The 25668-nt window shown below is 30.1% G+C and carries 23 protein-coding genes, 1 pseudogene and 3 riboswitches; of the genes and pseudogenes, 4 read left to right on the top strand and 20 right to left on the bottom strand.

Annotated elements, in window-relative coordinates; translation table 11 throughout:
* Positions 1-5 precede the first annotated feature (5 nt).
* The 18 genes from G324_RS0105310 to G324_RS0105225 all read right to left on the bottom strand — a co-directional run bounded on the left by G324_RS0105310 (position 6) and on the right by G324_RS0105225 (position 20738).
* The gene (locus G324_RS0105310; protein WP_025725353.1) at positions 6-644 is read right to left on the bottom strand and encodes a hypothetical protein; all 639 of its coding nucleotides are present in this window, start codon (positions 642-644) and stop codon (positions 6-8) included.
* A gap of 15 nt (positions 645-659) precedes the next feature.
* Positions 660-735, bottom strand: a riboswitch (cyclic di-GMP riboswitch).
* Positions 728-1318, bottom strand: a complete 591-nt coding sequence (locus G324_RS0105305; RefSeq protein ID WP_025725352.1) for a signal peptidase I — start codon at positions 1316-1318, stop codon at positions 728-730. (Overlaps the previous riboswitch by 8 nt.)
* On the bottom strand, positions 1318-3096 hold the full coding sequence (locus G324_RS0105300) for a hypothetical protein (RefSeq protein ID WP_025725351.1): 1779 nt from the start codon (positions 3094-3096) through the stop codon (positions 1318-1320). The genes G324_RS0105305 and G324_RS0105300 overlap by 1 nt, the downstream gene beginning before the upstream one ends.
* 15 nt (positions 3097-3111) lie before the next feature.
* Positions 3112-4662, bottom strand: coding sequence for a hypothetical protein (locus tag G324_RS0105295; protein WP_025725350.1), 1551 nt, complete (start codon positions 4660-4662; stop codon positions 3112-3114).
* Positions 4663-4693: 31 nt separating this feature from the next.
* Complete coding sequence (locus tag G324_RS0105290; RefSeq protein ID WP_025725349.1) at positions 4694-5377, bottom strand: signal peptidase I; 684 nt, start codon at positions 5375-5377, stop codon at positions 4694-4696.
* A 97-nt stretch (positions 5378-5474) separates the two neighbouring features.
* Positions 5475-6434 (bottom strand): hypothetical protein, encoded by a 960-nt coding sequence (locus G324_RS0105285; RefSeq protein WP_025725348.1) that lies wholly within the window; start codon positions 6432-6434, stop codon positions 5475-5477.
* A gap of 70 nt (positions 6435-6504) precedes the next feature.
* Positions 6505-7449 (bottom strand): hypothetical protein, encoded by a 945-nt coding sequence (locus tag G324_RS0105280; protein ID WP_025725347.1) that lies wholly within the window; start codon positions 7447-7449, stop codon positions 6505-6507.
* A gap of 2 nt (positions 7450-7451) precedes the next feature.
* Positions 7452-8195, bottom strand: coding sequence for a hypothetical protein (locus tag G324_RS0105275; RefSeq protein WP_025725346.1), 744 nt, complete (start codon positions 8193-8195; stop codon positions 7452-7454).
* A 45-nt stretch (positions 8196-8240) separates the two neighbouring features.
* Positions 8241-8316, bottom strand: a riboswitch (cyclic di-GMP riboswitch).
* An 88-nt stretch (positions 8317-8404) separates the two neighbouring features.
* Positions 8405-8479: riboswitch (cyclic di-GMP riboswitch) on the bottom strand.
* A 26-nt stretch (positions 8480-8505) separates the two neighbouring features.
* Positions 8506-9930 carry a bifunctional diguanylate cyclase/phosphodiesterase gene (locus G324_RS0105270; protein WP_025725345.1) on the bottom strand — a complete coding sequence of 475 codons (1425 nt, stop codon included), beginning with the start codon at positions 9928-9930 and terminating at the stop codon, positions 8506-8508.
* Entirely contained in the window at positions 9930-12290 is a 2361-nt protein-coding gene (locus tag G324_RS0105265) for an EAL domain-containing protein (RefSeq protein ID WP_025725344.1), read from the bottom strand. Before G324_RS0105265 ends, G324_RS0105270 begins: the two co-directional genes overlap by 1 nt.
* Positions 12291-12432: 142 nt before the next feature.
* Complete coding sequence (locus tag G324_RS0105260) at positions 12433-13155, bottom strand: NYN domain-containing protein (protein ID WP_025725343.1); 723 nt, start codon at positions 13153-13155, stop codon at positions 12433-12435.
* A complete protein-coding gene (locus G324_RS0105255) occupies positions 13152-14024 on the bottom strand; it encodes a DegV family protein (RefSeq protein WP_035357520.1) in 873 nt (290 codons plus the stop codon). Before G324_RS0105255 ends, G324_RS0105260 begins: the two co-directional genes overlap by 4 nt.
* A 2-nt stretch (positions 14025-14026) precedes the next feature.
* Positions 14027-14686: a tyrosine-protein phosphatase gene (locus G324_RS0105250; protein ID WP_025725341.1), complete on the bottom strand. Its 660-nt coding sequence runs from the start codon at positions 14684-14686 to the stop codon at positions 14027-14029.
* Between the two features lie 6 nt (positions 14687-14692).
* Positions 14693-15436 (bottom strand): CpsD/CapB family tyrosine-protein kinase, encoded by a 744-nt coding sequence (locus G324_RS0105245; RefSeq protein WP_025725340.1) that lies wholly within the window; start codon positions 15434-15436, stop codon positions 14693-14695.
* Positions 15433-16164, bottom strand: coding sequence for a YveK family protein (locus G324_RS0105240; protein WP_162146931.1), 732 nt, complete (start codon positions 16162-16164; stop codon positions 15433-15435). Before G324_RS0105240 ends, G324_RS0105245 begins: the two co-directional genes overlap by 4 nt.
* A 54-nt stretch (positions 16165-16218) precedes the next feature.
* Complete coding sequence (locus G324_RS0105235; RefSeq protein ID WP_025725338.1) at positions 16219-17973, bottom strand: M3 family oligoendopeptidase; 1755 nt, start codon at positions 17971-17973, stop codon at positions 16219-16221.
* Between the two features lies 1 nt (position 17974).
* Positions 17975-19930, bottom strand: coding sequence for an excinuclease ABC subunit UvrB (uvrB, locus tag G324_RS0105230; RefSeq protein ID WP_156921284.1), 1956 nt, complete (start codon positions 19928-19930; stop codon positions 17975-17977).
* 283 nt (positions 19931-20213) lie between these two features.
* On the bottom strand, positions 20214-20738 hold the full coding sequence (locus tag G324_RS0105225; protein WP_051457538.1) for a tyrosine-type recombinase/integrase: 525 nt from the start codon (positions 20736-20738) through the stop codon (positions 20214-20216).
* Positions 20739-20864: 126 nt separating this feature from the next.
* On the opposite strand from G324_RS0105225, the gene G324_RS0105220 reads away from it, so the two are divergent.
* The 3 genes and pseudogenes from G324_RS0105220 to G324_RS08085 form a co-directional block, all read left to right on the top strand.
* On the top strand, positions 20865-21143 hold the full coding sequence (locus G324_RS0105220; protein WP_025725335.1) for a transposase: 279 nt from the start codon (positions 20865-20867) through the stop codon (positions 21141-21143).
* Between the two features lie 110 nt (positions 21144-21253).
* On the top strand, positions 21254-21511 hold the full coding sequence (locus G324_RS08090; protein WP_210994115.1) for an IS3 family transposase: 258 nt from the start codon (positions 21254-21256) through the stop codon (positions 21509-21511).
* A gap of 12 nt (positions 21512-21523) precedes the next feature.
* Positions 21524-22048: pseudogene (locus G324_RS08085) on the top strand (IS3 family transposase); the annotation flags it as partial.
* Between the two features lie 10 nt (positions 22049-22058).
* On the opposite strand, the gene G324_RS0105210 reads toward G324_RS08085, so the two are convergent.
* Both G324_RS0105210 and G324_RS0105200 read right to left on the bottom strand, forming a co-directional pair.
* Positions 22059-22589 carry a hypothetical protein gene (locus G324_RS0105210; protein ID WP_156921283.1) on the bottom strand — a complete coding sequence of 177 codons (531 nt, stop codon included), beginning with the start codon at positions 22587-22589 and terminating at the stop codon, positions 22059-22061.
* 569 nt (positions 22590-23158) lie between these two features.
* Entirely contained in the window at positions 23159-25402 is a 2244-nt protein-coding gene (locus tag G324_RS0105200) for an ATP synthase subunit c family protein (RefSeq protein WP_025725332.1), read from the bottom strand.
* On the opposite strand from G324_RS0105200, the gene G324_RS07990 reads away from it, so the two are divergent.
* A complete protein-coding gene (locus G324_RS07990) occupies positions 25389-25655 on the top strand; it encodes a hypothetical protein (RefSeq protein WP_156921282.1) in 267 nt (88 codons plus the stop codon). The genes G324_RS0105200 and G324_RS07990 overlap by 14 nt on opposite strands.
* The last annotated feature ends 13 nt before the right edge of the window (positions 25656-25668 follow it).

Genomic DNA, 25668 nt, shown 5'->3' with positions numbered 1-25668 from the left:
ATCACCTACACCAATATCTTAACACGATATACAAGTGCATGAAAAATATTTTTTTGAGCTGGTGATAGACTATCATAAGAACCCCAAATATAAACATTAAAGGTCTTAGTATCGCCACCATTTATTGCATATGTTTTATTATTATGAGCACTTATTGCATTAAATACGTTTCCAGTTGATTGAAAATCGGATATTTTAGAAGCTAAATAATCTGATTGTGACATTGTATCATGAATGTCTAATACGATATAAATTAAATTTCCACCAAACCCGTCATAAATACCAAATTGAGGTGCAGCAACTGTTGTAAGTTGTAGTCTTGCGTTAGCAATATTTAATGGGTCTAAACTTGGGTTTTTAACCTCAACTTGGATCATTGATGAAAAACCATAAAAATCATAACCTGTTATACTAAAATCACTGTTTTTTAAATAGATTAAGTCTTTAACGCGGTCACCTAAAAATATATCTTCGGTACCACCAATTTCTAGTATTTGGTTTCCATTCATCACATCACTAGTAAAAGAATCAACCTTTGTAGATGTACCATAATCTATAAACCAAGCAAAAACGCCAGTCGCCATCGTAGCCACTGATACAAGTAAGAAGATGATTAAGATAATTATTCGTCTTAATGATTTCATTTATTGTACCCTCTTCGATGCAACTGGCTGTCTATTTATAGACCCTATAGTTTTGCGTCCTTAAGTTACCTTAAGTTTGCCCTTTAATCTTTATTTTTGCTCTTTCTAATAAGTTCTTCTTTAAACTTATCCAAGTTAGATTTATGTTTATACTTTTGTTTTTCTAATATTTGATACATGATACTTATAATTTGTATAATGAATATTGCAAATATAAATATGATGATGATTCCAATAATAAGTAGTCTTGAGTTAACAATATATTTTCCAATAAAACTTAAACCAGACCATGTAACTTTGGCTACATAATTATCTTCTGTAATATAGCCATGTGTTTCTAAGTCATCTTCAGTATTATTGACACCTTTTGTAATAAACCCATCAGGTGTATTTGAAATAATTTCATGTATAATTATTTTTTTATTAAAGGATTCAAATGCAATCACATCACCTATTTTTAGATCTTCATAATCATGTTTTTTCATAATTATGAAGTCTCCTACTAATATATCTGGTTCCATTGAATTTGTTTCAACTAATCCATAACTATGATTTAATATCATGACTGGTTTTTTTGTAATTTGGCTTAAAAATTGCGATGTGATAAATGTTATGGCAATCATTACTATAAATATGATTAATATTGTTTTTAGTATTTTGATTGACTTTGTCATTATTTTTTCTTTAAAGCAGACATTGCTTTATCGTGAGATTGTTTGATTTTTTCTTTTTGTTTTTCGATATAAAGCTTTTGTTTAGCTTTTTGTCTTTCTTTAGTTATACGTAGTTTTTCTTTAGCTGCTTCACGTTTTTTTCTTAATCTTTCAAGTTCACGTTCTGCTTTACGTTTTTGCATATCTGCAATGCGTTGCATTTCTTTTTTATATTTTTCACGGTAATTAGTTTTTAGGTCAAGTAGCATTTGATTATCTTTTGCAACTTGTACCTTAAATTCATCAAGCATTTGTGCACGTTCAAGTTTAATATATGCATCATTTGCTTCTTTAACACGCTCAGCTTCTTTTTTAAGTGATACTTCACTATCTAGTTTTACGGACTTAAAGAATCTTTTTTGATATTTAATAACACTTGTGTACCATTTCTTTTCAAGTGCAATTGCCTTTTTGTAGTCTGCTTCTTTAAGCTGTCTAACAATGGATGCAATTTTAAATTTCTCATCTGCACTATTAAGATCATCTTTTGGACTTGTTTCTTGAATAAGTCTTTCAAATACATCATCATCCTGATTTATTTCAAAGTATGATGCATATAAGCTGTTTGTTATTTCAATGGTATCTTTTAATGCTTTTTTTAATGCCACTTCATATTTAGGTTCTGTTTGCATATATTGATCAATGGTTTTTTTAAACATTTGTTTGGTTTTGTTTAAATAAAACTCATTCATCATTGTATCTTCAACTTGATATGCTTCAGGATCTATTTTTAAATCGTCTTGAGTTAATTTAATTTCTGATGCTTTTTTAATCTTTAAACTTTTTGTTAAAAGTTTTTGATCTTTTTCTCTTATCTTATCGTGAAACATCATTGTTGAAAACGCAAATAGTGCATTTTGACTTAAGTGTTTTCTATAAGACTCATTAAATCTTTTTTGTTTAACATCTTTAATGAGTTCATAACCTAAACTATTGTATTGATCTAAATATTGCCAGAGTAGGTAACAATTTCTATAATTGGTATTTTTAAGGATAATTTGAGTTTTCATAATAGGTGCTCTTACCTTTTTATAGTTACGCATAATTTTCATAAATTCTGAATTTAGAGCGTTAGCTATTTTTTTGTTTAGTTCTTGAGCACGAATTAATAGTTTTTGATTGTTTTCCTCTATTTGTCCTTCATTGATTGTTTCTGTTTCTTTTAAGTCTATATTAATTTCATATTTTGATGAATCTATATCTAGTTTTATTTTGTTGTTTAATTCTTTTGTTTTTGTTGAGTTCACATCATCTTCTAATATTTGTACACGGCGTGTAACAAAATCCATTAATCTGTATATTAGGCTCGCTACAAATCTATTTTCATAAATTCCAAACTCATCTTCTGATTGTTCAACTAATAATTTTTTAGGCTTTATTTCAGATTGTGGGCGTCCTTTTTCAGGTAATGCGAGTAGATGGGTGTTTGCAGCTAAGTGTCTAACGGTTCTAGCGCCTGTTTTTTTAGCTTTTTCAACGATGACGACATCTTCTTCGAAACGCAATGAAGCCTTGTAATTTCTAACGATTTTGTCGATATATGGATAATATGACTCGATTGCATGTATCCAGTGATCATCAAACTTTTTAGTTTCAATTGTCTCCACATGTTTAAGCTCGTTTTTACCATCATATAATCCTTGATAAAAGTAAACAGGGAAATCTGTATCTGTTTCAAGTTCATCAAGTTTTGATATTAACATGGTATAGAATAAATCTAAATCATAGCTTTGTTTCAAATGGAATCAACCTTTCTACATTTGTTTCTTATAGTTATTGATCATGTTTTTTGCTTCTGTAAATGATTGTTTACCAAATAGTTTATCGATTAAGTTTACAAGTTCATCTAGTTCTTTTCTTAAGAATGGTAAGTTTAAGAATTCAAACTTACGTAATACTTTACGTGTAACAATGTAATCTAGTCCATCGACTTCACTTTGTCCACAAGCAACAAAGATTGGAACAAATGTATTGATTTGTTTCATAATACGGTTACCAAATGTTATTTGGAAGTTTTCAGTAATAAATTCATCTAACTTTTTAAGATTTTCTAATGATTTTTGTGAGATCGGATTTTCTTTGACAGCTTGTTTAAATAGGCTATCTAAGTAATCGTGTGTCACATGAATGGATTCAGTAAATGGTGCGTCTATAAAGTCTGCTCTAACTGATAATTCAATGGATGCAGCACGGTCATATACTTTATCTGTAATTGCGAATGTTGAGTCATCTCGGTTGGCTGTTCCAATAAACCAAATATTTGGAGGTAATAGAAGTTTACCTTCTTTTAAATGAATTGGATCGCCTGGAATTGTATCTGATGTAACATCAATTAACCACTCACTTGTGTTTGGCATTTCTAATATGGATAAGAAGTCTGCAAAGTAATATTCCACACGTGCTAAGTTCATCTCATCTAGTACAATAAAGTTTAAGTCTGTTCTGTATGTAGCCTCATAAATAGATTTTAAGAAGTCAGTTTCATTAAACTTTTTGGTAAATTCATTTAGATATCCAATCATTTCTGCACGGTCACGCCATGAGGGTTGTACAGAAATGATTGAAGTATCGTTATTAAAGAATTTTCCCATTGCATAAGGTAGAGATGTTTTACCGGTACCAGATATACCTTCTAAGATGATGATCTTTGAAGAACCCATACCAGCAAAGTAAATTGAAACAATTTTTGGTGAATAAAATAACTTAAGTTGAGATGCAGCAAAATTAATAAATCTCGTAACAAGACCAGAAAGATTTAACATATCTGATTCAGTCATATTTGTCTGTAGTACTTCCATGTGATATGTTTCATCAACTGCGATTAATTTGGTGAATCTTGATGTTTCTTGAACTTGTTCTTCATCTGCTTCATCATTTAATTTAGCTAATGTACCTGTAACACTACGGCGATTCATTGGAAGTCCAAGATCACTTGATTTAAGTGTTAAGATTGCATTTTTTTCATCAGTAATATCAATTAATTTTTGATTTAACTCAGTAATTTCAACAAGAAGGTCATCTTTAGATACTTCTTTTTTAACAAATCGAAAGTATCTACGTAAAAGTACTATCACAAAATAGGTTAAGGATACTACAAATATAAAATTAATGATTAGTATTAAAATACCAATAATCCAGTCCAGAGCGTTGAAGTTCATACTTGCATCTACAAATGTATTTAATAGATACATCGGTTTAGCCCATAAAACTTCGTAGATTGCGTTAAATACAGTTGCAAAAAACGATGCAATATATTCAAACACGCTTTGGATGAATTCTATATACCAAGTAGCAAACTCACTCATATATGTCCTTCTTTATTTTTAAGTTAAATTTTTATTTTTTATTTCTTTCAAGTAATTCTTTTTCTATCTCTAAACGTAGTGCTTCTTTTTCAGCTTCATGTTTCGCTTCAAGTTTTTGTTTGTTTCTAGCAATAATGTATCTAATTAAGATAACCGCTTCTATAGAAAATAGAATGAATAATGGTAATACTACCCATAATAGTAAACCGTTTGGTGTTCTTACCTCTTGGATGAAACTACCTACACCAGTTATGTGACCGGTATATAAACCGATGACATCATTAATGTTTGATGCTTCAAGTTGCATGTCTGAATTGTAGTTTGTTCCATCAAACGATCCATATAGTGATGCATTAACATCACCTTGTGTAACAACTGTGTTTCCAGTAATACTCTTGATTCTGTGGATGATATGTATTCTTTGAACATTATCATAAAATACAACGATTTGACCAACTTTTAAGTCTTCTTTTTGTTTGTCGCTTAGGACATCTATAAATACTAGAGAGCCCTTATTAAAGTTATCTTTTTCTTCGCCTTCCATCGATCCCGATAAAATTGAAACAAATCCTTTACCAAATAAATTTGGAAGATCTTTTTCACTTCTAATAGATAAATTAGAAATCGAGAAAAGCAATAATATTAGCAATAGTAAGTAAAATAGTACGTTACCAACAATTCCTAGATACTTAAAGACTTTTTGATTAGTTGACATGAATAATACCTCTTTATAATTTTATGATTATATCATACCACTTTTATATGAATAACGAAAGAAACCTTATAATTTTTTAAGGTTTCTTTACTTGTAATTAAGCGATTCCTGTAAATGAGAATGATACAGATAATTCACCTTTTAAAATTGCGTTGAATGCTTCTTGATCCCATCCTTCAATCCACACACGTACTGTAACTGCACCAACCTTATAGTTTTCACCAATTGTATTTTGAACAGCTTGAGGTACAACAAATGCTACAGGGTAGTCTACTTCATTTTCATCATATGCTTCTAATGTTGCAACAATTTGATTGACGGCGTTACCAGCCTCAATTGTTGGTGCTAAAATTGCCCCATTAAATTTTGCATAATCAATTGGTGTAGACATGATTGCGTTATAAAATTTAATAGCTTCATTAGTGAATGATAGTGGAGTCTCTACTGCTGTTCCTTTACCAAGTGAGTTTCTTTCATGTTCTGAAGTTCCTATAGTTAATGAATCTCCTAAAGCATTTACTTTTTGTTCAACAACTTTAACTGCGGTTTGATTAAACATATCTTGGAAACTTACTCTAGCTGCATTTGAAGCATAATCAGTAATAGGTGTTGTTGAATCATCTAGTGACTGACGTGTTCCTGCCACATAAACACCTGGAATCCATTCTGTGGGTGTAGACGATAATATAATATTTGTCAACTGAATAGAATTTAGAGTGCTACTTCCTGCAAACCATAAATTGAATTGAATAAACCCACCACTTTGTGCAGCATCACCATCAAAATCAACTAAAGATGATCCAGTTTCTGATGTTAATGGTACAAACTCAATATTTGATAGAGCTGTTCCTAAATCAGCATTTGATAAAGTACTTTTCCAATTAGTACCGTTTGCGGAAATATAGAACCCATCTCCTGCTTGAACATTTGCAGAAAATTGATCAACTGCTGCCGTATTATTAATTGTAAACCATGCAAATACCCCTACGGATAATGCCATTCCTGTTAGTACTAACGCTAGTACTGACATTACTAATTTATTTGTTAATGTTTTCATATTTTTTCCTCTCCTTATTGGGGATTATTTTATTATTATTTTCTTTTTTTGGCTTTTAACCTTTGAAAACCTACTCTGTATATGTTTCATCATATCTTGCTGCTTTAATACTTAGACTTATCTTTAACTTATCATCTAGTATTGGATCAAATGCATCAGCATCCCAACCTTCTAACCAAATATTGATGGTTGTCATGCCTTGATATGTATAAATTCCATTTTCATAACTTACAAGCTGAAGTTCAGATAATAAACTTTTTTTATCCAGTGCAACATCATTTTGTAATTTTGAAAATTTTGTTAAACTAAATATTTCATTTGTTGGTGCTTCAGGTATTTCAAGTTCAATACCTAATCTATTTTTATAATAGTCATAGGCACCAAATGTTTTACCAAATCCTCTATATCTATCTTCAGATACATCATATATAAAGCTTTGTGCCGAATTTTGGCCTATACTCGATATTCTAACAGCATTTTTCGCATAATACAAGCGATTCATGCCTGCTGGTATCACTCTTAACCCATCATGATAATCTATAGGGTTTGTCCAGTACTTTCCAATAGATGTAATAAATGTTCCTTTATAGTTTTCAGCCTCATCATATAAAGGATCCATTCGATTTGCTAGATATATATATTTTAGATGGGCACTTTCATTTGGGTTTTCACTTGTCAATCTAAAATATAGGTTAAATGAGATATAGTCTGCATTCGGTGTTGCTCTTGCTGTGGTCTTAAGTGGGCCTTTATAAAAAGTTATACCGTCTTGTGATGTGATACTTGAAAGGTTTGGATTCGTACCAATAACTCTAAATAAATCATCATTTGAAATGCTTTTGTGATAATTAATACCATCAAGTGATAATGTAATATTATCATCTAGCGATATACCAATTTCAATACCTTCAATCATGTTTGTTCTAGTTAATGAAAACCATGCATAAACGGTTGTCGAAAGTGTTAATGTGACACATAAGAAGGATATTATCAGTAAATATAACTTTTTATGCATAATTATTCACCTTGAATACCTAACAACATATTTAACTTTAATGAGCCATTAATTAAATCAGTTTCAGTGTATTTTTTAATACCTGAAGTTAAATATTCTTCTAAGTAACCATCAATCCAAATAAATACTGTCACTTTGGATACTGCACCGGCTTTTAGTTCAAAGATATTTGAATCAACAGCAACTTCATCACTTTTAAATCTTAAAGAAGATACATCATCAATTCTAAATGGTTCATGTTCGTAAACGTCTCTTACACCATCAACTACTACCATGATTCTTAAATGCTCTTCAATGTGGTTATTTAACTCTTCAAATACGATTTTGTAATTGATACGATTAATTGTTGCTGTTTGATTCATGTTTTTAACATAGAATGTAAAAGCAACCACTTCTCTATCTTTATCCAAAACATTTTTTAAATAATAACCGTTTTGATTTACAGCAGCATCATAATGAAATGCCATAATACCTGCATATGATGCTTGATTCATAAACTTAATACCTGGATATCTAAGAATTGTTCGAGAGTTTTCAAACCCTGGATCCTCAGAAATTCTAATTGAATGACCGCTAAAGTCATCAACTCGTACAGAGTAATCACCTGTGTTTTGTCCATAAAAGGATACAACACCTAATGTAATGGATAGGAAACCAAATAAGGGAATAAGTAAGAATATGAACTTAGATATTTTTCCGGATCCACGAACTGAGTTTCGTATCCCCCAGAATTTAGTTGTTCTCATAGATATTCCTCTTTTTTAATAAATAAAAACCAATTGCCCTATCCTTAGTGCAACTGGCTACCAATTTATAGGCCCTATAGCTTTGCGTCACTAGGTTCCCCTAGTTTTGCCTTTTTAATTTTTTTCATGATTTATTTTAACAACTAACACTTTATTTGTCAATGCTTATAGTCCACATAAAGCCCTATAATAAAAGCCAGCTGCATGTTTCATGCAACTGGCTACCAAAGTTTGGCCCTATAGCTTTGCGTCATTAGGTTGCCCTAATTTTGCCTTTTTATGATACGCTTATATTTTATTACTATATTTATTAATTGTCAACATTATTGATTGCATTTTCACTAATTATTGTAGAAGTTGCCTCAATATATGAAAGTAGGTCACTAACTGATAAAGGTTTAGATATAAAGTATCCTTGAGCATAACCGATTTTCTTTTCTTTAAGTTTAGAAAGCATTTCATCATTTTCTACACCTTCAGCAACTAAAAGTAACTTTTTCTTATCTACAAACTCTATAATCATATCAAGATATTTTCTAAAGTTATAATTTTGTTCTAACTCAAAGAAGTTTTTACTTAGTTTGATCATATCAATTTGGAATCTTTCAACTAAATCCATAACATCATAATCTGTTGTGGATATATCGATTGCAAGTTTAAACCCTAATGTTTTAATTTTAATTAAGTTTCTTCTAAATATTTGATTATTTTTGTAAAGCGTAAAATCAGGAATTTCAATTGCAACCTTAGATGCATCTTGTCTGTATTTATCTACAAGTCTTTGGAAAATTGTAAATGTCATCTCATTTAAGATTTGACGTGGACTTACGTTTATATTAATTACAAGATTTGAATTCTTTTTTTGACTTAAATCCGTGAGTAGTTCTAAGGCTTGTTCAAGTGCAATATTACCGATATCATCAAGTTCTCCTGTTTGTTCTGCTAAATGTAAGAACTTAGCAGGAGATAAAATACCTTTTTTAGGGTGATTCCAACGTAAGAGTGCCTCAATTCCATAAATTTCTTTTGGATGATTTATATTTACAATTGGTTGATAATAATAAATAAACTCTTTGTTATTTTTAGCTTTTTTAAGCTCATGAAATAAATCAAGGGATTCTTGAGTTTGACTGAGTTCCTCACTATAATACTTAATATCATTGCCACCGTTTTTCTTAACCATATAAAGCGCTATATCTAAAGACTGAAAAAGTAGGTCTAAGTTATTACCATGAAGTGGAAATGTTGCTATTGCCATTGATACAGTTTTTTTAATTGTTACCTTATCAAGAATTTGAATTTTCTTTTCTGCTTCTTTTTTTATACTTTTAGCTAAGTTATAAATGTTTGAGTGGTCAAAGGTTGATGGAATATATATATAAAATCTATCTGGTTTAGGTCCTCTTGCAATAACTGATTCTTCGGGTAGTGCACTATTAATGTGGTTTGCAACATATGAAACGATAAAGTCTTCTTCTTTTTTATTAAATGTATCTACAATATCTTGAAAATCATCTAAATCAACACTCATTAATGTAAAAGGTTCATCTTTTTTAATTTGTCTTTTAATGACTCTTTGTAGTAATGAACTAAATTGATCCATAGATATCACTTCATCTGATAAAAGCATTTTATCATCTTTATATTTACGTATTTCAATTCTTAATAAGAATATAATGAGTCCAATTAAAGCCATCGCTACAAGCGTTATAATTATCGTTAATAATATTTCCATTAGACATTAATTCCTTTCTTTAAGAGTGCTTTAGCTTCATTTAATGGTATAGGCTTAGATATAAAGAAACCTTGAATCATCGCACCAGATTCTTTTTTAATAATTTCTACTTGTTTTTCTGTTTCAACACCTTCAACAATGACACCAAGCTTTAAGTTTTTACCTAAATTAATCATTGTTCTTAAGATTTGACGTGATTGACCTGATGTTTCAATTTCATCTACAAAGGTTTTATCAATCTTAATAATATCAATTGGTAATTGCTTTAGGTAAGCTAAAGATGAATAACCTGTACCAAAGTCATCAAGTTGAATCTTAAATCCAATATCTTTAAGTGCTTGTAGTTTATCTGTAATGATATCAAGTTGTAAGATTAAAATATTTTCTGTTAACTCGATTGCAATTTTAGCTGGATCTATTTGATATTTGTCTTTTAAATCTATAAATTCATTTATAAATCCTGGTTGTAGTAATTGACGAGGAGAGATATTAAATGAAAATTCTAAATCAGTATCTTCAAATGTTTTAGCAATTATAAATGTCTTTTCATTAATAACTCGTCCTAAATCTATAATTAAATTAGATTTTTCTGCTTGTTTGATATATGTTGCAGGGGATTCTTTTTGATATTTTGGATTATTCCAACGAAGGAGTAATTCAAAACCTTTGATACGATGCAAGCTTAAGTCGTATTGAGGCTGCATATACATTTCAAATTCATCTTTTAAAATGCCCTTACGTATATCTTGTTCTAGTTGATTGGTTTGATTTCTAAAGTCTAAAAATCTTTCTGTATAAATTTGAAGATTAGATGATGATGAAACGTTTGCACGTTCAAGTGTGATGTCTAGTGCATCGATAATTTCTTTTGAAGACATATTGCTAACATTACCTTGATTATGTAAAATACCACAATCAATAATTGGTTTTACTGGTAAATCTGGTATTAATACGGTTTTATCTACAGCAATAATTAAGTTTCTTGCCCAAGAAACAGTCACATCATAATGACTATCCTTCGTATATAATATAGTAAACTCTGATCTGTCTGTATGAAAAATTTCCATATCTTGATAGATATTTGATTGAATGATATTTAAAAACGAGTTAATAACTTCATTGGTACGCGCTTTACCAATTGACTCTTTAATTTTATCAATATCTTTAATAGTAAATATAGCTAAACTAAATTTCGAGCGTCTATCCAGTTCATTTAATTTTTCTTCTAATCCGAGTCTATTTTTTAATCCTGTATCTCTATTTAAAATAGCTAAGTCCTTATATTTATCTAATACATTACTTTGTTCATTTATAACTTCACCAATAAGTTGATAGTTTCTACCGTGTTTATTAATAAAAAATCTAGCCTTTAAGGGTTGGTTTAATTTATCTAAATTTAGATAAAAAGGTATTTTATTTTTAAGTAAAGTTTTTATATCTAAGTATTGGCTTGTTAAATCTGTAATGAGTTTTGCATTAAAATCTGATATAGACTTATTAAAATAACTATTTGAATTTCTAATTTGTCCTAATCCACCCACTTCTAAAATAAAGAGATTGGATTCTTTTGTTTTTGAAAGTTTGGTAAATACCACATCATCATCAAATCTTCTTTTGATTGTAAGTAGTGAAAATACTAAAAATAATATAAGCGTTAAAACACTTAATGCAAGATAACTCCATATGACAGGATAAAACAAGACTAAGTAATCACTTCTTAACTGAGTTGTAACATATTTATAGTTGTTAGTTAATGTTGTATAACTTAATATATGATGCTCATTATTTGATTTATAATTGATGTAATGACTTTCCTCATTTGACATCAATTGATCTAGTTCATTATATAAATTACTTGGTAATAAATCTGATGTAAAAAAGTTTTCACCAATTTTTAAAATGTCTTCATGATATACAATAAATCCATCTTTATTTAAAATAGCATCATGAGGTTTTAAACTTAAACCGGTAGTTGATAAGACCTCTTTAAATGGTAGATAGGCTACTTGATTTAACGTTTCATGTTTTAAAATTAAATAGATTTCGTTTGATATTTCATCATTAAATAAACTGGATAATTTTCCAATTTCAATATTTTCAAAGTTTTGAATAATTAATATCGAATCATCATAGTCTTTAGTAGGCCAAGTAATTTCATCATTTTGATAACTTATAAGTAATGTATTTAGTCTGTCATTTAATACTTCATGATCTAGTAAATGTTTTTCAAAGCTTAGTTTACTTGATTCATTTTTTAGTGTTGTATCAAGTAAAAAGATATAAAACAAGACAAAAGTAGTAAGTAAAAAACCTAGTATAATAAATAGTCTTAATAAATGGTTTTTAGTTGATTTTGTCAATTTTATACCTCTAAAATATTTTAAATTTTCATTTAACTTAATTATACATGATAATTTAAAAAAATATTGTCTAATAAGAAATGCATATATAATACTTTAAAAAAATCCATCAAAACTTGTTTTAGTTTTGATGGATAAGTCTTTATCTTACTCGAATATATGCAACTTTATCTTCGTTTTTAATTTCGAAGTCTTTAAATGTTTTAAAGAAATTAAGAGCTTTTAGTTTAGATCCGTAGTTAACAGGGTCAAATCCAGGACTTTTTTTCCTTAATTGGTCAGCAACGATTGACCAGTATGCCCAACCATCATCTTCTAGGTTGTCTTCAATAATTTTCTTTAACTGCTTTATGATGACTTCTTTTTTAGGTATTTGAGATTTACCGTTTAAATCTTTTCTTTCTTTTTTAGGTTCAAGTGCTTCTAAGATTTGATCGATATAATAAAATCTTTCGTAAGAATTTACTAAAACTTCTGGAGTTTTAGATTCTCCCATACCAATTAGATACATGTTATCTTCTTTTAATCGGATGATGAGTTTTGTAAAGTCTGAATCACTTGAAACGATTGCAAAAGCATTAACCTTATTTGAATATAAAAGATCCATTGCATCAATAACGAGAGTAAAGTCTGATGCATTACCTTTATTAGAAAGGTTTGCATATTGTTGTACAAAGGTTAGACTAAATTTTTCAGCTTTGGCTTTCCATGATTTTAGTCTTTCTTGGCTCCAATCACCGTATATACGTGCAGTTGTTATTTTACCGTGTTTGTTTGCCTCATTTATGATGATATCTAGATAAACTGGTGAAATGTTATCTGCATCAATTAATAAAGCAATTGTATAGTCTCTGTCACTTCTCATCTGTTATCTGCTAAGAAAAAGAGAGCAAGTACGCCTTGACCGGTATGCGCACCAATTACTGGTCCAATCATATGTATCACTAATTCTTCTACTTCAAATTTTTCTTTAACTAAATTAGCTAAATAATTAGCTGATTCAATATCATTACCATGACCAATGAAAACAATTTGTTTTCCTGGTTTTGCTGTTTTTTCCATTTGTTCAAATAATGCTTTAATTGCACGTTTACGACCAGATACTTTAGCTCGAGGAATGAGTTTTCCTTCATCGTTTGTGTGCATTACAGGTTTTATATTTGCAATTTTAGCAACAAGTCCTGCAACTTTTGATACACGCCCTCCACGAACAAGGTGTCCCACATCATCTACTGTAAACCAGTGTGCTATTTGAGGTATTAGATTTTTGGCATATGTATGTGCTTCATCTATATTTAGATTATCTAACTTTATTTTTTTAGCAGTTAAATAAACTAATAAACCTTCACCAAGAGATGCAGACTTTGTATCAAGTAAGTGTATTTTTCTTTCTGGATATTTAGTCTTTAATTCATCAGTTGCAATTCTAGCTGAATTAAAGGTACCTGATAGTGCACTTGAAAATGAAAGAATTAATACATCAGTACCTTCTTTTAAAATCGGTTCTAAATATTCTAGGTAATCTTCAGGGTTAATTTGTGATGTGGTTGGTTTTGATCCTGACTTTACCATATCATAAAATGTTTTACTATCTAGTTCACGGTTATCTAGGTAGTTTACGTATTCCTTTCCTTCAATAAAGAATTTTAAAGGTAATACGTGAAGATTAAAGTCTTGAGCAATACTATTTGGTAGGTCTGTTGTTGAATCTGTTAATATGATAAATTTCGACATAATTATTCCTCCAATGTTTTCATTTGGAAATTTTTGGCAAACTTTTTTAGTGCTAAAGCTAAATTAGGTTTGCGATCATGCATGTTATGTGTATCACTTGCAATAAAGTCTATAAATTGATGTTTTAAAAATTTATAAGCTTGTTTTTTATATACTCTACCATCATTACCAAGTAGTGCGCCACTATTAATTTGAATGAGTGCACCATCTTCTTTAAGTTGCTTTACATCATCAAATTTTAAATACAGATATCTTTCTGCGTGGGCAACGATTGGTATAAATCCTTTTCTAAGTAAATTATAAACAACCTCAGTAATTGGTTCTTCATGATTTGTTGAAAATTCTATTAATATATACTTATGTTTAAATCCTTTAAAAATATATTCTTCATAATTTGTATGACGCATTGGATTATATTTGACTTCATAGCCTAAATATAGTTTTATACCTTCTAAATTATCATAAACATATTTACTAAATTCATTAAACAGATCCTCATAGCGTTTAGACGATACTTTCTGAACATTATTGTTTACATGTGGTGTTAAAACTACTTTGGTGATACCACTTTTTATTTGTAGTTTTAACATCTCTAGTGCTTCTTCTTTTGTTTTTGCACCGTCATCAACACCTGGTAGGATATGTGTATGTATATCCATCATAGAAAATTAATTTTTAATGTCATCTTCTAGGTCATTATACCCGTAGTTATAACCATATGCATATGAATAAAGGCCTGAATTTTTAAGGTCAACTTGGGTAAATACGGTACCTAAGATATTGACATTGTTTTGTTTTAAAGTTTGAATTGCTTCGTTAATAGTGGTGCGTTTTGCTTCATTTTGTGCAACAACAAAGACAACACCATCTGCAATTCTTGAAATATATAATGCATCAGATACTGCAACAACAGGTGGTGAATCTAAGATGACATAATCAAAGTCTTGTCTTAACTTTGCAATCAAATCTTTTAATTTTTGAGCTTCTAAGACGTTTACGACCGCATTGGTTTTCTCACCTGAAACAATATATGATATGTTTAGATTTTCATCGAATCTAACAACTTTTTCATAAGGTATTTTACCTGATAAATAATCAGTTAACCCATTTTCATTAGCTACTTGAAATACTCTATGTATTTTAGATTTTCTTAAATCGAGATCGACAATGACTACTTTTTTATTTTTTTGACCCACTAGGTAAGATAGATTTGCAACAAATGTAGTTTTTCCTGCACCAGCAAGGCTTGATGTAAATTGTAACACTTTAAAATTACCATCAACATTTATATATTCTAAATTGACTAAAGTTTTTTGGAAAGCTTCTGTTGTAAATGAGGAAGGTTGTTCTTTTGTTACTAGGTAATGATAGTCCATAATACGCTCTTTTTGGAATAAACGTTTTCTTCTCATTTTCTTTTACCTTCTTTCACTTCAAACTCAGGAATGACTCCAATTACTTGCATACCTGTACCCTGTTCTAGTTGTTCTTTAGTCATATAGGTATTACTAAATAAGTGTTTAACAAATGCTAAACCTGTACCAATAATTGCCCCACCCATTAAACCAATAATCATATATAAAATACGATTTGGAGAATCATCAATTGGTGAACTTGCTGCTGATAGTTGTGTAAATGAGTCTTTAAATAAATCGACATCATTTTCAATTAAAACGGTTGTAATTACTTGAGTCATAACTTGCGTGAAGTCTTCATTACTATGGCGATAACTAATTCTTATAATAAATGATGTATTTGATGATTCAACACTTAATTTTGATTTAATTTGTTCATTAGATAATCCTGCTAGTATTTCTTGGTGTGAATTATTAGTAAAAAGGTTAGATACTCTTGCTTTATCGATGATGTAATCACTTTTTACAAGTTGTGGTACTGTATCAATTAATCTTTGTGAGTTTAGTAGTGTATTAGTATCAACACTTGTTCCTGTAAGTGGTACTTGTACAAGTACTTCTGATGTTGATTTGTACTGATCAGATACGAATCTTGTTACATAGCCGAAAGTTACTACCCCTAATAACAATGTAAAAGATAAAATCAATATCCAGTTTCTCATCATAATTGTAAATATATCTTGTAGGCTTAGTCCGGATTCTTGATTAGTTTGCTCTAAATCCATATTAAAATCTCCCTTTTTTATGCTTTTTAATAGTTACTTTATTATAACACACGTTTAATTCTTTTGTAACAATTCAATTACTTCTTGAATATTTAGATCTATCATAGATAGGGAATCCATCCAGAATGATTTTTTTGTAATATCAATACCCATACTTAAAGCAACATCCTCAGCATCTGCCTGAGTTGTTAATTTAAGTAATTTATCGTAGTTTTTAATAAAACTTTCTTTATCTTTTAAATACTGTGCATATAGGCCTTTTCCAAATAGTAGACCAAATGCATATGGGAAGTTATAAAAGTTTAGTCCAGCACTATAATAATGTCCTTTAACTAACCACATATATGGGTGTAATTGTTTTGGATCAAGCCCGTCTAGGTAACTTTCTTTTTGAGCTTCTAACATCCATGTATTCATTTCATGTTTAGAAATCGGACGGTTTGCATTTTCTAGTAATTTAGATTCGAATTTAAAGCGTGATAAGATATCAATAATTACTTGAGTATCACCTTGTAGACCCATTTCTAATATAGATAATCTTTCTTTTTTATCATTTACTTGAGTAAGTAGGTAATCATTCATAATCGCTTCACAAAATATCGATGCAGTTTCTGCTAAAGGCATAGAATAACTCCAGTGTAGTGGATGGTTATCTTTAATCATCTCTCCGTGATATGCATGACCTAGTTCATGTGCAAGGGTTGATACATTATCAAGTGCACCAGTAAAGTTTAATAGTATTCTGGATTGACCGATTTGTGGTTGGTTTGAACAAAATGCGCCGCCACGTTTTCCTTTTTTAGGGTATACATCTATCCAGTTTTTGTCAAATGCTTTTTTAGCAAAATTTCCTAGTGCTGGTGTATAAGATGTAAAAGCATTAAAGACTAAGTCTTTTGCCTCATCATATGTATAAGTTTTACTTAAATTCCCAACAGGTGCAAATAAATCATACCAAGGAAGACCATCTTTATGCCCTAGGTAGTTTGCTTTTGCTTTTAAGTAGTTTGCAAAATTAGGTCTGAAATCATGCATTGCGCTTAACATTGCATCTAATGTTTCTTTTCTCATATTAGATTGTTTTAATGTTTTATCAAGTGCTGATTCATATCCTTTTAATTCATTTATAGTATTGACTTCACGTTTAATGTTAGTAAGTGCTAGTGCAACAAAATCATCAACCTTTTCATAAGCTTCTAATTCTTTTTTATAAGCTGTTCTACGAACATTTTGATCATTGTCATAAGCAAGATTTCTAACATCTGAAAATGTTAGTTCTTTACCATCTACTTCAATCATTAGGTTTGCTGTTGCAAGTGTTTGTACTTGTGTCCAAGAACGTGATCCTAATTCACTTAATTTTGCATATAAGTCTTCTTCTTGTTCAGTTAATAAATGTTTTGCATTATCTTGATCTTTTTTTAGATTATATACATATAGATTAATTAATTTAGATGATTTTGCAAGTTCATCTAAATTAATTGTTGTAAGATATCTACTAAATATGACATTTGGTTTAGTCAGTTGTCTATAGATTGCTGATAATTTAGATAAATAACCTAATGCTTCATTATTAGATACATCAGTTGCAGATGATAGACTAGCAAAACTACCGATTGTACGACCAAGAATTGTAATTTCTTCATCGTACTTTAAAGCTTTTTCTATGTATGTTATATCATCTGTTGTTTTATTTGATAAATGGTTTGCCATTTCTTTAACCAGTTTATCTAATTTATTTAAATCATTTTTAAAGGTTTCATCAAAACCTTTGTATAAGTCATTTAAGTCCCAATTAATTTGTTTCATTTTATTTTTCCGCCTTTAGTTCGAATATTAAGTCTCTAATTTCCATTGCTTTTTCAAAGTCTAAATCTTTAGCTGCTTGTCGCATTAAAGTATCTAGTCGTTTAATTTCTTTTTCTTTTTGTTTCTGATCGAGTTTTAGATTATCTAAATCTTTATCGGTGATAACACCTTTAATAGATATATCATCTCTAATTTCTTTTACCACTTGAGTTGGTGTTTTACCATATAGTTCATTATATTTTTGTTGAATACTACGTCGTCTATTGGTTTCATCCATTGCTTTTTGCATTGACTCTGAAATTGTATCAGCATACATTATGACTCTACCATCAATATTTCTTGCAGCACGTCCAATTGTTTGAATTAATGAACGTTCACTTCTAAGAAAACCTTGTTTATCCGCATCAAGGATTGCTACTAATCCAACCTCGGGTAAGTCTAGTCCTTCACGTAAGAGGTTTATACCAATTAATACATCATATTTACCCATTCGAAGTGCTCTTAGAATCGTTGTTCTTTCTAAGGATTTAACTTCACTGTGTAAATATGCTACTTTAAGTCCTAATTCTTTAAAGTGTCTTGTTAAATCTTCACTCATCTTGATTGTAAGTGTTGTAACAAGTACTCTTTGATTTTTTTCTATACGTTTTTTAATTTCAAAGTATAAATCGTCTATTTGAGATTTAGTTGGTCTAATTTCTATTAGAGGATCTAGTAAATAAGTAGGACGTATGATTTGTTCTACAATAGGTAGCATTTTATCTAATTCATATGGACCAGGTGTTGCAGATAGATAAATGACTTTATCTTGTCTTTTTTGGAATTCATCAAATTTAAGAGGTCTATTATCTAGAGCACTTGGTAATCTAAAACCGAAATTAACTAAGTTTTCTTTTCTAGAACGGTCTCCAAAGTACATACCTCTAATTTGAGGAATCGTTACGTGAGATTCATCAATAATCATTAAATAATCGTCACCAAAAAAGTCAATTAATGTTGCAGGTGTTTCACCAGCTTCTCGAAGTGCGATGTGTCTTGAATAGTTTTCAATACCTGATGTAAAACCTATCTCTTCAAGCATTTCAATATCGTATTTCGTACGCATCTCAATTCTTTGAGCTTCAAGTAACTTATTTTCTCCTTGAAAAAAATGAATTTGTTCAGCTAGTTCATTTTTAATTCTACGGATACTTTCTTTCATTTTATCTTTATTAGCCATAAATAGCGTTGCAGGGAAAATAGATATAAATGTTGTGCGCTCTTTAGAAACACCCGTTAATGGATCAAATAAGATAATATCATCAATTTCATCACCAAAAAAAGAAACACGTATCCCTTGGTTTGCTTCATTGGCTGGAATAATTTCTACTGAATCCCCTCTTACTCTAAATGTTCCTCTTTTAAAATCAATATCGTTTCTTTCATAGGTTAAGTCGATTAATCTATTAAGTAGTTGATTTCTACCATATTCTTCACCAACTCTTAAAAAGATAGTTGCATTTTTATAATCATCTGGATCTCCAATACCATATATACATGAAACAGATGCAACAACAATCACATCTTCTCTAGTAAGTAATGATGCCACTGCAGAGTGGCGCAGTTCATCAATTTCATCATTAATTGATGAATCCTTTTCTATATATGTATCAGATGAAACTACATATGCTTCTGGTTGAAAATAATCATAGTAAGATATAAAATACTCCACTCGATTAGCAGGGAATATGCTCTTGAGTTCCCCATATAATTGACCAGCTAATGTCTTATTATGAGCTAAAACGAGTGTTTTCTTACCTAATTTTTGGATGATATTAGCAATCGTAAAGGTCTTACCAGTACCTGTAGCACCCAGTAATATTTGCTCAGTAAGGCCGTCATTAAAGTTTTTCATTAGTTTTTCGATAGCTTCTGGTTGATCACCACTCGGTTTAAAAGGTGATACTAATTTGAACATGATAACGCCTCCTTTAGATTTTTAAAATAATTACTATAGTCATATACAGCCAAAATTTAGTGTGTAAATTCCTTTATTTAGTCCCCAAATTCGTCTCCAAAGACTACTTTTTGATGCATAAAATGAATTTTTTTTGTTGGGGACGAAATTAAGTCACAAAAATTCCGTTTCCCAACTAAATAGTGCTAAATAATTTTACTTGAAATTATCTAATCAATTTTAACATTTATAAAGAAAAATAACAAGAAATTCATGTTATGTTCATGTATTCATACTTGTTATTTTAATTTAACAAACTATTAATATATGTATCCATCTCTATCGAATCTTCTATTTCATCATCTGCAGTACTTTCTGATAATTTAGGTCTTACTGATTCAATAAATGGTTCAAGTTCTAATAAGCAATCTTCGATGATTTTAGAGTTATCTGTATAAACATCAATTGATATGATTTCTGAGGCGTGGCCCATCAATTTTGATATTGCTTTTGGACTAAAATTTTCACCTACTAAAATCGTGCAATAAGTAGCTCTTAAATCATGGAATCTAATATCTGGCAATTTTGCTTCTTTAAGAAGTTTTTTATAGTGATTGAAAAGGAATCCTGAAGATCTAGGATTTCCATATGTAGTGCAACATATATATCCTAAATCTTTAAATGGTGTAGTCTTATCATTAATTCTTCTGCTTCTGTTTTTCTCATATTTTTTTCTTTCGACCAAAATTGCATCAAATAAAATGTCGGGAATTTCTAATAATCTATTACTTGAAAATGTTTTTACTTTTATTTCTTGTTTATTTATCATGCTCTTACTAACACTATTCAAATCAATATTATGCTTACTTCCTAATTGATGTTAGCATATAAATAGGACAAGTTAAGAATAGAGAGTTCATGATAAAATAAAACAAGATAAGGAGATGAACTTTCTATGGCAAAACATTACGATAAAGAATTTAAGTTAAACGCACTTCAATATCGAAAAGATCACCCAGAGTTAAACGTTGCAGCAGTATGTAGGAATCTAGGTATTACAGCAGCATCATACTACAAGTGGGCAAAAGAATTTGAAACAACCAATACAATTGAGGTTCGAGGAAGTGGAAATTACTCAAGTGACTTAGAAAAAGAAAATGCTAGATTAAAGCGTGAATTACAATCAAAAGAGGACGCACTAAGAATCTTAAAAAAAGCTATCGGCATGTCTTAAGCGAAGAACCCAAATAATTTATCAATTGGTTAAAGAAGAGAAACACCGTATTTTAAGTTTTCAGGGTGCTGGCAATATTAGGTGTTTCAAAATCCGGATATTATAACTTTTTGAAGCGAACAACTAGTAAAACCGAACTTCAAAGAAAACGTATTAAAAAAGCAATTAAAGCGATTCATACAGAATCTAAGGAAATCTATGGTGCACCTAAGATTTATAAACGACTAAAGAAACGCGGTATTAAGGCTTCATTACGCACTGTAAGTGTGTATATGAAGCAAATGGGCATTAAAGCGCATTATGTTAAGAAAACAACTAAAACGACGATAAACAGTGATTTAAGTTCTACATTGGTTAATCATGTTTAGCGTAACTTCAAGGTTGATAAACCAAATACTGTGTGGGTTACTGATATCACTTATATTTGGACAAGATATGATAAGTTCGTTTATTTAACAAGCGTAATGGATCTGTTTTCAAGAAAGATTATCGCTTGGAAATTAACAGATACACTAGAGGTTATCTGTGTAACTGAATGTGTTAAAAAAGCTAAGCAATTAAGAAAAATAGATGAGCCACTTATTATTCATAATGACCGTGGTAGTCATTATATTTCCAAAGAATATTTAAAATTATTTAATTCAAATATGACACCAAGTTATTCTAAGAAGGGAGATCCCTGGGACAACGCCTGTATTGAATCATTTCACGCTCTTATAAAGCGTGAATGGTTAAATCGGTATGACATTCTAAATCTACCTCACGCAAAATCACTCGTATTTGAATACATTGAAACATTTTACAACAATCACAGAATTCATGGAACACTAGATTATATTAGTCCGGAAGCATTCGAAAGACAATATGAACTCAGTGAAACAGCAAAGTTATCACTAAAAGCATGATTCTCTAATTTTATATTGTCCGATTTATTGACATAGTACCAGATTCATCAATCACATGGTTTTGAAACAAATCATAACTATATGTTTTTTGAATATGACTAGTTGTTTCTGAAATGATTCTTTTACTTATAGGGTGATATTCAAAATCAATTCTTTCATCATTTTGGACTATATATATTGGATTTTCTCTTCCTAAAGGGATAACATTATCATATGCATAAGTAATTTCATTAATGATATTACTTGGTTCTGCTTGTTCATGTATAATTTCCTTTTCAATATTGCCATAAGCATCATAAAGATATTCGGTAACCAGTCCATTACTACATGATGCTTTGATCAATCCATTATAATAAATTTTAACAAAATTGCTAGTATTTGATGATATATTAAAGTTATCATGTCCAATAACGGTATCTTTTATCTCATGAATTTCATAGTGTGTTTCTTTAAATGTATATGCCTTTTTACTCAGCAAGAATGTGTTTTCACCTTGGCTTACTCTACTATAAATATTAAAATTGGATATCCCTTGATTCATACTAAAATCATTTTATCATCATCTTCACTGAAGTACAAAAAACCACATGATTACATGTGGCAATAAAAGAATTAGTTCAACTGAATCTACAAGTAAGACAAATTTTCCAATCATTCTTTTTATACTCAGTTTAGTATACCGCAACTTAACTATAAACATAACTACGTTGCGGCATTAAAAGCTAAACTAAAGTTTGTAATCTAGATATAAATCAGCCTATAAGTAAAATGATAATTAATATAATATATGATAAGTTCAAAAGAACTCGTTCTGATTGTATATAGAATTTATTATTTTCATATGTTGCCATAGTAATCTGGTAATATCCTTCTTCGAGACTTTTGTGAAACAATTTATATATAAGATTGTAAAATCTTTTAGGGGTAGCCATGATTAGAAAACCAATCATGTAAAACCCAAATGAAATACTCATAAGTGTAAGACTTAAGGGGTTATAAGAAATAACAAGTTTATTTATGCATAAAATCATTAATAACACATAGATGATTAGACTTGTTATTACTACAATAAATAAAGTTGCTTTATTTTGTTTTTTTTTATTATTCACATTACTCACCTCTTAATTTATTTAAGTAATTTATTACAGCTCTTGCAGCACCGTTTGTTGCAGACGGAATAAAAGTATAGTACGTGGATGCAAATGCAATCATTACGGCATTGAATTTATTAGTATCCATTAAAGTCATCTGATAGATGTCACTGAATACCACATCACTATTCTTGAATACTTGGGTAGACACCAACTTACCTAATCCATAACCAACTCCTGCTGCCGCTCCTCCAACTAGAGCACCAATTCCAATGTTCGTCCAACTTTGTTGTTGCATAGCAGATAATCCCCCATTAGAAACTGCTCCTATACCTATCGCTCCAAAAAGACCTCCAACACCAGTTGCAAAAGCTGCCCCAGCAATGGTACCAAAGAAAACAGACTCTAGACTAAAATCATCAAAAAATCCTTTTCCAGACATCATATTACCTACGCCTTGACCAATAACGCTTGTCCCGGCACCAATTCCTGCACCAATTAATGCTGGAATTAGGAGAGTTCCTCCAAAAGCTACAACTGCTACAGCAGTAACTGCAAGCAATGCAGTTGCGGCGACAAATCCTATACCCGTTTTCCAATATGACTCCCATGAATTCCCGCTACTATCCAGGTACACGACTGGATCAATCCCCATGTAAGGATATAATGATATCCCCCTCATCATCTGGCTATCCATACCTTGAATGAATGCTTCTGATAACCATTCACCCAACTTTTTATTATAAGGCACTTTTCCAATCCAGATGATCTGTGTATCAACATCTTGATAATAACCTTTCCATCTAAATGGATTGTTATTGAGTAATGCTATTTCTTCAGTATCTGTTGTATAATATACAATCTCATGGTTACCAAATGCATCATAACTATAGGCACCAATGAGTCTACCATCTTTATGTATCTGACTTACATGGCCATATGCATCTAATACATAGTTATACTTTATGCCCTTATATGATATACCGGCTATGCCCAATGCATTATAGAAGAAATGCATTGTATCTTTTAATTTATATGTATTATTATCTAATTCATATATTGCTTCTGCTAGTAATCTAGTATCATCATAATAATATAAGCTATAACCATTTGGTGTTTCTTTTTTATACCTTATCCCCTTATGGTTATAGTAGTATGTGTCTGATCCATATTCGACAATAAAACCTCTAGTATCATAAACAATGGGCATCCCTTTAAAACTTATCATATATCCATCACTATCGTATACGACACTATGACTATTAATATGGGTTAGTTTATCTTGATCATATGTGTAGTTCTTATATAGTACTTGATTTTTATGAATTTTTAAGAGTTTATTTGTAGATCCTAAATATGTATAATCTAGTCTGGTACCATCACCTTTGACTTCATAGGATATACGTCCAAGTTTATCATATGAAAAGGTGATGTCTTTATCTTCCTGCCCAATTTGTTCATATTCATTATACGCATTTTTAGCATATTTTACAATAGATTCTTCAATAGTTATCTCGTTGTTTTCGGTATGGTAATTTGTTGTTATAACTGTTTTTTGATGCTGTGCTTGTTGTTGTATGAGTGTGGTAGTTACTTTATCTAATATCTGATTGGCATTTTTATAGTCATACGCTGTAAGCTGTGCTGCCTGATCTTCATTATGTTTGAAATTAGCTTCTACTGTCTTAATGCGGTCTAAGATACCAACTGATCCAGTTTCATTTGTATAAGTGTATTTAAATTTAAAATCTCTTCTGATATTTTCTTCATTGAAACTATCATTAGTTTCCATGACATATGGGGTTTGATGGCTCTCATCATGTATAACGCTTGCTAGTCTTGTGTGGTTTTTATCTGGACCATATGTATATGACAGATCAGTACCATTTATACGCATTACTTCTATGGGTACTATACTATTGCCATTATCATAACCATATAAGTTACTATTTCTATCATAGTGATACGTATATTTAGTATTTTCGTAAGGATCTATGATTTGAGTAAGCCCTGCAGTTAATGGGCTTTCTTCAAATTGATATATGTTGTATCTCGGATCGTCTACATGATATGGATTGCCGTCATCTTGATATCTATATACAACAGCTTTACCCATATTTGTAATTTGTCTAAGTCTGTTATACTTATCATAGCTAATTCCATGATCGATTGTGATGCCATTTAAATGGTATCTATCGATGTGGTAATCTTCACCAATTATATTTATATTTAACCAATCATATGAACGTATGAGTTTAAACACCAAACTATCTATCTTAAATCACTTAAAAGATATCCATCATAACTTCGCTGATACAGCAAAGTTATTTAATGTATCTAGTCAAAGTGTGATTAATATATTTGATAAGCACATCGATACCCACCCTAGAAAATTAGGCGAAGTTATCTCTATTGACGAAGTCTTTACCAATAAAATGAATAAATATAAATATGCCTGTGTCATTTTAGATTTTTTCATAAACAGCTTTAATCTCACCATCATTCAATCGATCTAAATTTTTTACCTAA

Source organism: Acholeplasma granularum ATCC 19168 (genome assembly GCF_000526235.1).
Taxonomy (GTDB): Bacteria; Bacillota_I; Bacilli_A; order Acholeplasmatales; family Acholeplasmataceae; genus Acholeplasma; species Acholeplasma granularum.
This window is presented reverse-complemented; position numbering and strand designations above follow the sequence as displayed.